Origin of the sequence: Deinococcus aerius (assembly GCF_002897375.1) — a bacterium.
Classification (GTDB): Bacteria; Deinococcota; Deinococci; order Deinococcales; family Deinococcaceae; genus Deinococcus; species Deinococcus aerius.
The window spans coordinates 1-10,265 of record NZ_BFAG01000028.1; the positions used below are offsets into that span (position 1 = coordinate 1).

Annotated in this window: 8 protein-coding genes and 2 pseudogenes; 5 read left to right on the forward strand and 5 right to left on the reverse strand. The window is 69.8% G+C overall.

Annotated elements, in window-relative coordinates; all coding sequences use genetic code 11:
- The coding region (locus DAERI_RS21615; protein ID WP_165794332.1) for a HAMP domain-containing protein at positions 1-1,070 on the reverse strand (1,070 nt) is incomplete at its 3' end.
- Between the two features lie 467 nt (positions 1,071-1,537).
- On the opposite strand from DAERI_RS21615, the gene DAERI_RS21620 reads away from it, so the two are divergent.
- Entirely contained in the window at positions 1,538-2,884 is a 1,347-nt protein-coding gene (locus DAERI_RS21620) for an MFS transporter (protein WP_103131510.1), read from the forward strand.
- 291 nt (positions 2,885-3,175) lie between these two features.
- Here the strand turns inward: DAERI_RS21620 and DAERI_RS21625 are convergent, their stop codons facing one another.
- The 4 genes from DAERI_RS21625 to DAERI_RS23375 form a co-directional block, all read right to left on the reverse strand.
- The gene (locus tag DAERI_RS21625) at positions 3,176-4,777 is read right to left on the reverse strand and encodes a carboxylesterase/lipase family protein (protein ID WP_103131511.1); all 1,602 of its coding nucleotides are present in this window, start codon (positions 4,775-4,777) and stop codon (positions 3,176-3,178) included.
- Positions 4,778-5,067: 290 nt separating this feature from the next.
- Positions 5,068-5,538, reverse strand: coding sequence for a LuxR C-terminal-related transcriptional regulator (locus DAERI_RS21630; RefSeq protein WP_369689484.1), 471 nt, complete (start codon positions 5,536-5,538; stop codon positions 5,068-5,070).
- Positions 5,432-5,815 carry a helix-turn-helix domain-containing protein gene (locus DAERI_RS23370; RefSeq protein WP_369689485.1) on the reverse strand — a complete coding sequence of 128 codons (384 nt, stop codon included), beginning with the start codon at positions 5,813-5,815 and terminating at the stop codon, positions 5,432-5,434. Before DAERI_RS23370 ends, DAERI_RS21630 begins: the two co-directional genes overlap by 107 nt.
- Complete coding sequence (locus DAERI_RS23375; protein ID WP_165794331.1) at positions 5,779-6,153, reverse strand: hypothetical protein; 375 nt, start codon at positions 6,151-6,153, stop codon at positions 5,779-5,781. Before DAERI_RS23375 ends, DAERI_RS23370 begins: the two co-directional genes overlap by 37 nt.
- Between DAERI_RS23375 and DAERI_RS21635 the strand changes: the two genes are divergently transcribed.
- The 4 genes and pseudogenes from DAERI_RS21635 to DAERI_RS21650 form a co-directional block, all read left to right on the forward strand.
- Positions 6,139-6,279, forward strand: coding sequence for an adenine nucleotide alpha hydrolase family protein (locus DAERI_RS21635; protein ID WP_235610507.1), 141 nt, complete (start codon positions 6,139-6,141; stop codon positions 6,277-6,279). The genes DAERI_RS23375 and DAERI_RS21635 overlap by 15 nt on opposite strands.
- 408 nt (positions 6,280-6,687) lie before the next feature.
- Positions 6,688-7,890: pseudogene (locus tag DAERI_RS21640) on the forward strand (S8 family peptidase); the annotation flags it as partial.
- A 125-nt stretch (positions 7,891-8,015) separates the two neighbouring features.
- Positions 8,016-9,629 (forward strand): alpha-amylase family glycosyl hydrolase, encoded by a 1,614-nt coding sequence (locus DAERI_RS21645; protein ID WP_103131513.1) that lies wholly within the window; start codon positions 8,016-8,018, stop codon positions 9,627-9,629.
- A gap of 341 nt (positions 9,630-9,970) precedes the next feature.
- Positions 9,971-10,265, forward strand: a pseudogene (locus tag DAERI_RS21650) (putative bifunctional diguanylate cyclase/phosphodiesterase); the annotation flags it as partial.

A 10,265-nucleotide genomic window follows, 5' to 3' on the forward strand; every position in this document is an offset into this window, starting at 1 on the left:
TGACCGCCCAGCTTACCCTCGGTGCCCACCTCGCGCGCGACTCGCGTGACCTCGCCCGCGAACGAATTAAGCTGGTCCACCATCGTGTTGATGGTGTTTTTCAGGTCCAGAATCTCACCGCGCGCATCGACCGTGATCTTTTTGCTCAGGTCCCCGTTCGCCACGGCGGTCGTGACATCCGCGATATTCCGCACCTGATTCGTCAGGTTGGACGCCATGCCGTTCACGTTGTCGGTGAGGTCCTTCCAGGTGCCGCCGACCCCGCGCACGTCCGCCTGACCGCCGAGACGACCCTCGGTGCCCACCTCGCGGGCGACCCGCGTGACCTCGCCCGCGAAGCTGTTGAGCTGGTCCACCATCGTGTTGATGGTGTTCTTCAGGTCCAGAATCTCACCGCGCGCATCGACCGTGATCTTTTTGCTCAGGTCGCCCGTCGCCACCGCCGTCGTGACCTCGGCGATGTTGCGCACCTGATTGGTGAGGTTCGACGCCATGGAGTTGACATTGTCGGTGAGGTCTTTCCAGGTGCCGCCCACCCCGCGCACGTCGGCCTGGCCGCCCAGCTTGCCTTCCGTGCCCACCTCGCGCGCCACGCGGGTCACCTCGGAGGCGAAGGCGTTGAGCTGATCGGCCATCGTGTTGACGGTGCGGGCCGTCTGGAGGAACTGGCCGTGGATGGCCTGCCCACCGACCTCCAGCGCCATCCGCTGCGACAGGTCGCCGTTCGCCACGGCGGTGATCACGCGGGTCATCTCGCTGGTCGGCCAGACGAGGTCGTCCACCAGCTCGTTCACGCCCTCGATCAGCTCGGCCCAGGCCCCGGTGGTCGGCCCCAGGGGGATGCGCTGGGTGACCTTGCCCTCCTTGCCGACGATGCGGCCCACCCGGGCCACGTCCTGGGCGATGCGCTCGCTGTTTTCCAGCACCTCGTTGAGGCTGTCGGCGATCTTGCCCGCCACGCCCGTCCAGGTGACCGGGAGCCGCACGCTGAAGTCGCCCTTCTTGTAGGCGTTGAGCGCACTCAGCAGGAGGTGTTCGTCGAGGTGACCGAGTTCCGCGGCCTCAGTCATGGCCGGTCCTCGGGGCAGCGGTGACGGACAGGGGGAGAAGGATGAAGGTTTGCACTGGCGACAAGGATACGGAGGCCCCTATGACATCATTCCAACTTAAAGAAGAGGTAAAAGGCCGTGTGCTGGCGGGGATACTCCCCCGTCTGGTAGACGCCCCTGCCCGGTACCGGTCGCCGACCACGATTTTCCCCGGCGGAACGTGTCTGTCACGGGCCGGGGCTGAACGCATTCACTCCTCTGGCAGCGCGGGCGCCCGGCGGACTCCGGGCCGGACCTCCACCCCCATGAGTGAACGTCCTCATGACCGAGTGGGGCCGGGAGGGTTCCTCCAGGGCTTGCAGGTCTTCAGGCGTGCGCCTCAGGTCCAGCGCGGCCACCGCGTCCCGCGTCCTCCGGGTGGTGGGCTGACGGTCAGGAGCGCCTGACCTGCCGCCGCGCCCCGGTTCCCCGCGTGCCAGGATGACGGCGTGTCTGTCCCCGTCTCGCACCCCGCCGCCCGCGCCGCGCCGCCCCCCGCCCTGGGTGCGGGGTTGCTGCTGGTGGTCCTCGCGGTCGCCTTCGAGTCGATGGCGGTGGGCACCGTCTTGCCCCGCGTCGCCGAGGACCTGCGCGGCCTGAACCTCTACGGCTGGGCTTCCAGCGCCTTCCTGCTCTCCAGCCTGGTGGGCGCGGTGCTGTTCGGAACGCTCGCCGACCGCCGGGGGCTGGCGTTCGCGGCCACCCTCGGGCTGGCGGTGTTCGCCCTCGGCCTGCTCGTGGCGGGGGCGGCGCCCGGGATGGGGGTCTTCGTGCTGGGGCGGCTGGTGCAGGGGCTGGGGGCGGGCGGCCTGGGCGCGCTGCCCTTCGCGGTCATCAGCGCCCGCTATCCCGAGTCGGCCCGGGCGCCCATGCTCGCCGCCGTGTCGGGAGCCTGGCTGCTCCCCGCCCTGGTCGGCCCGCTCGTCGCCAGCCTGATCGCCGATGCCTGGTCGTGGCGGGCGGTGTTCTGGGGCCTGGTGCCCGCCCTGGCCCTGGTCGCGCCGCTGTGCGTGCTGCCCCTGCGGGGCGGGGGCCGGGAGCCGGTGCGGGCGGGCGGGGGTCTGCTGTGGCCCGCGCTGGGGCTCGCCCTGGGGGCGGGGTTGCTGGTGGAGGGCCTGCGCCGCCCGGACCTGCTCGCCCTTCCCCTGGTCCTGCTGGGAGGGGGTGGGGTGGGGCTCGCCTCGCGCCGCCTCTTTCCCCGGGGCATGTGGCGCCTCGCCCCCGGCCTGCCCGCCATGCTGATGGTGCGGGGATGGGCGGCCTTCGCGCTGCTGGGCGCCAACTCCTTCCTGCCGCTGGCCCTGCACGAGGGGCGGGGCCTGAGCCTCACCCAGGCGGGCTGGGTGCTGAGCGTGGGCGGCGCGACCTGGACGCTAGGGTCGTGGGTGCAGTCCGGGTTGGAGCGCCGCTTCGGCCCCGGCTCACGTCCGCTGCGGATTCGGCTGGGCATGGTCGTCGTGACGGCCGGGCTGACCGTGACGGCGCTGGCCGCGCTCGGCCACCTGCCCCTGTGGGGCGCGTACGCGGGCTGGTTCGTGGCCGCCCTGGGGATGGGCGTGGGCTACAACAGCAACAGCCTGCTCGCGCTGTCGAGCGCCGGCCCGCGGGAGGCGGGAGGGCTCTCGGCGCAACTGGCGAACATCGAGGTTCTCATGACGGCGGTGGCGGCGGGGGGTGCGGGCGCCCTGATCGTCCGGGCTCAGCCGCTGCACACCGCTTTCGCCCTGGCCTTCCTCGTGGCGCTGCTGGGCTCCCTCGTCGCGTGGGTCGGGGCGGCGCGGGTGGGCGGGCGGTAGCCGGGCAGGGCGGCGCCCCCGTGAACACGGTGGGAACGGAGTTTTACCCCCTTTCCCCGGCGGGCGAGAGGGCAGAAACACGCGCCCAAACGGGGACGCCCCCTACGCCCTCCAGCCGCCCCACGGGCCGTCTTCACGTCTGGAAACGGCACTCTGGCTTCCACCGGTAGATTTCTACCCCGACACATGCAGAAAGCGTCACCTCTCTTCCAACGTGCCCAGTCCTGTTGCGCTCCAGCACGCTTTCCCTGACACATCCCCACCCGGTCCGTTCATCCGGCCTCCCGGTCCTCAGTTCAGGCCCAGGCCCGACCAGAAGTCGCAGCGGTGGTCCTGGCCAAACGTGGTGCTCTCGCTGCTGCCCGTGGGCCGGAAGATCCACACGTTGCCGCGTGAGGCGTCGAAGGGGGTCCACGGGGTGCGTCCGGTGGGGTTGGGGTCCCCCGTCCCCGCGAACCGGGCCCAGGAGGCGCTGAACTCGTCGGACAACCGGCGCTGCTGGGCGCTGAACTGCGCGGGGTCGCCCAGGCCCACGATGGGCGTCTGGAAGGCGTACACCAGGCCGCTGGAGTGAAAGGCCCCCAGGCCGGGCAGGTCGGCGGGCGCCTTCAGGGTGGTCACCGCCTGGGGGTCATTGAACTCGTACGCGGACGTCCTCACGTACCGGGACAGCGAGCGGCTGACCCGCAGCGCCGGACAACTGAACATCGCGTCGGTGAACACCGTGGCGAAGGCAAGCGCCGGGGTGCTGAAGGACCGCCCCGGATATTCGGCCAGGACTCTTCCATTCTTGGCCGCCCCCACGAGCAGCCCACTGGCACCCCAGTACTGCCACAGTTGGATGGGCTTTCCTGCCGGCGCGGCCAGCGAGATGAAGAGCCGCCCCTCGTCGTGGTTGCTGCCGACCATCACCGGCACCCGGTTGAACGCCCCCGTGTCAAAGGCTTCTCCCAGCGTGCGAGGGAGCAGGGAGGTGCCGTACACCGGCGACCACACCAGGTTGCCCAGCCCCCGCAGGCCGGGCACAGCGGTCGTGGCGACCGTCCGGGCGTCCAGCCCGCGCAGGCAGGCCACGCCGCCCGTGCGGCAGCCCAGCCGGGCGGCGTAGGCGACGTTGCGCCGGGACGCCTGGGCGGCCGTCACGGTGTTGTTGGGGCTGGCGCACAGCCCGCTCTGGATGATGGCCTTCTGGAACAGCCCCGCCGACGCCGGGGAGGCGAGGTGGGCGCACACGCTCATGCCGCCCGCCGATTCCCCGAAGAGGGTGACGTTCCCGGGGTTCCCCCCGAAGGCGGCGATGTTGCGCCCGACCCAGCGCAGGGCGGCCTGCTGGTCGAGGAGGCCGTAGTTGCCCGAGGTGCCCTCCGCGGACTCGGCGTCCAGGCCCGGATGCGCCAGGAAGCCCAGGGCCCCCAGGCGGTAGTTGAGGGTCACGACCACCACGCCGTGCTTCTGAACGAGGACGCTGGGATCGTACTCGCTGCCCGCCCCAATGGTGAAGCCGCCACCGTGAATCCACACCATGACGGGGAGGCGCGCGGCGGATGTGGACTGGGCGGGGGCGTAGACGTTGAGGTACAGGCAGTCCTCGCTGCCCTTCACGTCCCCCTTGGTCTCCCCCGGGACGTCGAAGAGGCCGACCACGACCTGGGTGCAGACCGGACCGAAGGTGGTGGCCTCCCGGGGAACGGTCCAGGTGGGGCCGGGCTGGGGCGCTTTCCAGCGCAGGTGGCCGACGGGTGGGGCGGCGTAGGGGAGGCCCAGGAAACGGCGCACCTCGCCCCGCTGTTGACCCCGCACCGGCCCCTGGTCGGTGGGGACGGCGGGTTGTTGGGCGTGGGCCTGAACACCCAGCAGCGTGGCGAGCAGGAACAACAGCGCAGTCCGGGTCATGACCCTCCCTGAAGGTCGAGGTGGAGTGGTTGCTCAAACTCTACTACAAAAGATTGTGCACTTACTTTTGGCCCGGAGGTGGTGTGCCGGGTGGAAGACGGGGGATGAGCCGGGAGGCCGGTCCCGCCAAAGGGGTGGGGCGCCCGAAGAACCGCTGGTGTAGAACACGGTGGCCCGCACGGAGCCTGAGCGAACAGGCGCCTCGCCTTGTGTGGGACCTTGTGCAAACCCCCAACGGACGTTTCCGAGCGGATGGGGGAGAACGCGTTCCACCCGTTCCCGCCGCCCACCTACAGCAGACCCCGCCGGAGGGCCTGCACCGCCACCTGGGTGCGGTCGGCGGCCCTGAGCTTGACGAGGATGTCCTGCACGTGCAGCTTGACGGTGCTCACGCTGATTCCAGGCGGCTGAGCGATCTTCCTGTTGCCCTGGCCGTCCGCGATGAGGCGCAGCACCTCCGTTTCGCGGGGGGTCAGGGGAGAGGTGGCGTGGGGCACGCGGATGCCGCCGAGGACGTGGTGGGCCACCTGCGGGTCAAGGTAGGCACTTCCCGCGGCGGCGCGGATGGCGAGGAACAGCAACTCGGGGGCGGCGTTCTTGAGGCAGTAGGCGTCCGCGCCCGGCGCGAGGGCCGCGAACACCTCGTCGCGCAGGTCATGGGCGGTGAGCATGACGATCCGCACCTCCGGCCAGCGCCCGGCGATCTCGGCCGCGGCCCTGATGCCGTCCATGCCGGGCAGGCCGATGTCGAGCGCCGCCACGTCCACCTCGGTCTGACTCAGCCGCTCCAGCCCCCCCCTCGCCGCTGCGGGTCTCGGCGACCACCCTCAGATCGGGTTCGAGGTTGATCGCCGCCCGCAGGCCATCGCGGGTGAAGGCATGGTCCTCAACGAGCAGGACGCGGATGAAGCGCTGGAGCAGTGGCCCTTCGCGTCCGGGCGGCACGCCCGGCCCCGTGTCGAGGACGCTCAGCACCGCCTCATCCCCCTCGCTCCTGAGTGTCACCCGCACCGTGCCGCCCGCCGGGCTGAAGCGCACGGCGTTTTCCAGCAGGTTCTGCTCCGCGCGGCGCAGGTCGTGCCCCCGGCACGTTCCTGAAGCTGCGAGATCACGCCGAGCGTCACCTCCCGCAGGTCGACGCTCCGCGGCTCGTCCTCGGCCTCCCCGCTCTCGTATTTGGCGACCAGGAGGAGCTGATCGGTGAGCGCCAGCAGGGGCGTGCGCAGGTCGTGGGAAAAGGCGTAGATCAGGTCTTGCAGCAGTTCGCCGCGTTCCTGAAGCTGCGCCTGACGCCCCCGCAGGTCGTCAAGCAGGGCGGTCCCAGCCCCGTGGGCGGTGTGGCGGGCACCCTGGTGCGCTTTGTGCAGGACGCTCACGCCACCCAGGTCGTCATGGGTGAGACCAGCCACTCGCGCCTGACCGAGTTCCTGCGTGGCGACATCATCAAAACCGTTCTGCGGGAGACGCGCGACGTGGACATGTACGTCATCCGCCGGGACTAAGCGGCGCGGGTGGAGCGGTCCTCTCCATCTTCCGCCTCAGCCCGTGCTCTCGCCCCCACGACGAGCTGGCGCGGCTTCCCCGGCGCCACTCTCGCCCCGTAAGGCTGCAGTTTGAGGAAGAGGCGCATCCTCCCCCCATCACCGGCTCGCCCCAGGGGAAAAGAGAAAAAACGCATCAATCACAGTTGGCAGGACACACCCGCGCCCTGATGCCACTTTCCTATCAAATGGAAAGCATTGCGACCTCACTTCTGTCCGATTAAAGGTTCACACGACTTGCAAGAAACAAGTGCAAAACTAGACAGCCTGTCTAGGTGTTTCGACCGCAGCACATTTTTTTCACATGGTAAACCTGGCGCGTCGGCAAATTCAGGCAGGTCCCGCAGTCCAACCCTCCGGAGGTTCAGGATGAACTCGCGTATTGCACTCGGCACCCTTGGTCTGGCGCTCCTTCTCGCCTCCTGCGGCCAGCAGACGGCGGGCACACCCTCCGACACCGCCCAGGCGGGCGCGCCCGTTCTGGGGACGAGCAACCCCGACGCGATTCCCGGGCAGTACATCGTGGTGTTCAAGGATGGGGAGGGCTCCCCGAACCTGGGCGCGCAGGACACGGGGGGGCTGATTCGCAGCCTGGGCCTCGACCCGCAGGGCATCACCGTGCAGCACCTCTACTCCCAGGCACTCAGCGGCTTCGCGGCCAAGCTCAGCGCCCAGAACCTCGCCAAGCTCCAGGCGGATTCGCGCGTGAAGTACATCGAGCAGGACGGCGTCATGCGGATGTCGGCGACCCAGAGCGGCGCGACCTGGGGCCTGGACCGCATCGACCAGCGCAACCTGCCGCTGGACGGCAACTACACCTACAGCACCACCGCCAGCAACGTGAAGGTGTACATCATCGACACGGGCATCAACACGGCGCACACGGCCTTTGGCGGGCGCGCGGTGTGGGGCACGAACACGACGGGCGACGGGAACAACAGCGACTGCCAGGGGCACGGCACGCACGTCGCCGGGACGGTGGGGAGCAGCACCTGGGGTGTCGCCAAGGGCGTGCGGCTCGTGGCCGTCAAGGTGCTGGGCTGCGACGGCTCGGGCACCAACTCCGGCGTCATCGCGGGCGTGAACTGGGCGGTGAGCAACAAGGGGAGCAGCCCCGCCGTGGCGAACATGAGCCTGGGGGGCGGCTTCAGCCAGGCCGTGAACGACGCGGTGAATAGCGCCGCCAGCAGGAATCTCGTCATGGCCGTCGCGGCGGGCAACGAGAAGCAGAATGCCTGCAACGTCTCCCCGGCGAGCGCGGCGAGCGCCATCACGGTGGGCGCGACCACCAAGACCGACAGCCGTGACACGGGCTACAGCAACTACGGCTCGTGCCTGGACATCTTCGCTCCCGGCACGGGTATTACCTCCGCCTGGATCGGCTCGACGACCGCCACGAACACGATCAGCGGCACGAGCATGGCGACCCCGCACGTGGCGGGTGCGGCGGCCCTGATCCTGGCGTACAACCCTTCCTACACGACCGCCCAAGTGACCAGCACCATGCTGAACAATGCGACGACCGGCAAGGTCACGAACGCGGGCACGGGCAGCCCCAACCGCCTGCTGTACCGCTCCTACTGAAGGGCGCCCCAGTCCGGCGCGTGGGTGGCCTGATCCTCCGGTCACCCCGCGCCGGGCCTCTTGTTCGGGCGCCAGGCGTCCACAACCATCCTCACCAGATCTGGAGACCACCCATGAAGCGAATCGCCGGAAGTCTGCTGGCCCTCACCCTCGTTCTCGCGGCCTGCGGGACAGCACCCTCGGCGCAAAGTACCCCCCTCGCGCCCCAGGCCGTCAGCGGCGGCAACATCGACACGTGGCGCAGGCAGGTCATCTACCTCACCCTGCCCGACCGCTTTGCCAACGGGAATACGGCGAACGACAACCTGGGGCAGCCGTACTGCTTCGACCCCAACTGGCCGCTCAAGTTCCACGGCGGGGACCTGGCGGGCCTGCGCTCGAAGCTCTCCTATATCAAGGGCATGGGGGCCACGACCCTCTGGACCACGCCCGTCTACGCGCAGGTGCCCGAGGTCAACCCCGGGACCCCAGGCGCCTCGTGCGGGTATCACGGGTACTGGCCGAACTTCAGGAACCCGGGCGACCTCGCCGTCGAGCCCAAGCTGGGGACCGGGAGTGACCTGGGCGGGCTGATTACCGACCTGCATGGCAACGGCATGAAATACATGATGGACATGGTCGCCAACCACGCCGGGTACGGGGCGAGCGTCGCGCAGACCCATCCGTCGTGGTTCCACGGCAACTGCACCGGGGACGACGTGACCTGCCCGCTGGCGGGGCTGCCGGACTTCCGCCAGGAGGACGGCACGGTGGCGAACTACCTCACCACCCTGAGCAAGAACTGGACGAGCGCCTACGCGATTGACGCCATCCGCATGGACACGGCCAAGCATGTCCCGCTGGGCTACTGGCAGGGCAGTTGGGTGCCCGGCGTCCTCGCCGCCCGGCCCAACACCTTCCTGCTCGCCGAGGCTTTCCTGACGGGCGGCGCGTCCCAGCTCAAGCCCTTCTACGACGCGGGGTTCGACAGCACCTTCAACTTTCCGCTGCGGAACGCGCTGGTGAGCAGCTTTGCCCGGGCGGGGAGTCTCGACGCGGTCGCGGGCAGCGTGCAGGACTACGTGGGGACGCTGGGGCTGGACCGCGCGCTCCTCACCGTCAACCTGCTCGACAACCACGACGTGCCGCGCTTCCTGAACGAGCCCGGCTACGGGGTGGCCGAGGACGAGATTCGCCGCCGCTACCACCTGGGCCTGGGCGCCCTCTTCACCCTGCCGGGCATTCCGCAGCTCTACTACGGGAACGAGATCGGGATGTACGGCGGCGCCGACCCCGACAACCGCCGCGACATGCCCTCGTGGGCGTGGACGAGCACCGGGCGCGGCGGCACCTACAGCGGCTTCCTGCCCAACCCCGGCCTGACGTACAACCTCGTGCAGAAGCTCGCGGGCATTCGCACGAATAACCCGGCCCTCTGGAAGGGCTCCTACGCTGAGCTGTGGCGTCCCAACGGCGGGACGAACGTGTTCGCGTTCTACCGCGGCTACACCGACAGCACGGCCGCCAGCCGGATCGTCGTGGTCTTCAACAACAACGCCGCCAGCGCGAGCGTCAGCCTGAATATCGGCGCGAACACCGGCATCAGCAGCGCCGACCGCTCCTCCCTCGCCAGCCGGACCTTCGACGACCAGGCCGGGCAGGGCGCCCCGGCAACCGTGACGAGCAGCGGCGGGTCGCTGACGGTCAGCCTGCCGGCCAAGACGTTCGCCATCTACAAGGCGCGCTGAGCCGCTGCCCCAGGGTGGGGCGGGACGGGCAAGCGATCCCGGGTTCAGCGCTCAACCCCCGATTGATCATCACTGGGCCCGGTCATGGGAACGGCCCCGCGGGCGGACGGCGTTACTTATTCATCCCGCGACTGACGGTCCCAAGGCCTCTGCGGCATCCCGCCGCTCCTGCGTGTGCACCCTTGACGAACCCGCGGGGACCCGGCGTGGCCCGGAGCAGCGAGAATCTTGTGAGGCTCCCCCGGGTATAACGGCAGCCTGATGGCCATCCCTCCCACCCCCCGCCCGTCGCGGTTCGCACCCCCCGCCCAAGCTGGGCGAGGTGGGCCCGGGGTGGCGGCATGAGGGGGTGGCGGGTGTGGTCCAGGCTGGGCGGGCTGGTCCGGGGCCCGGGCGTGCCCGACGAGGACGGGTGGCGGCGCAGCCTGCTCGTCGCGCTCCCCTTCGCCATCCTCGCCTTCGTCCTGGGTGCGGTGCTCGAACCGCTGGGCCGCCCCCCCTACCTGCTCGACAGCGTGGCCTACCCCCTGCTCGCCCTGGGCCTCGGCGCGCTCGAACTGATCCTCTTCCTCCGCCCGGGCAGCACCCCGCGCGTCGTGTTCGCCATCATCCTGAGTTGCAGCGGGTTTTTCCTGA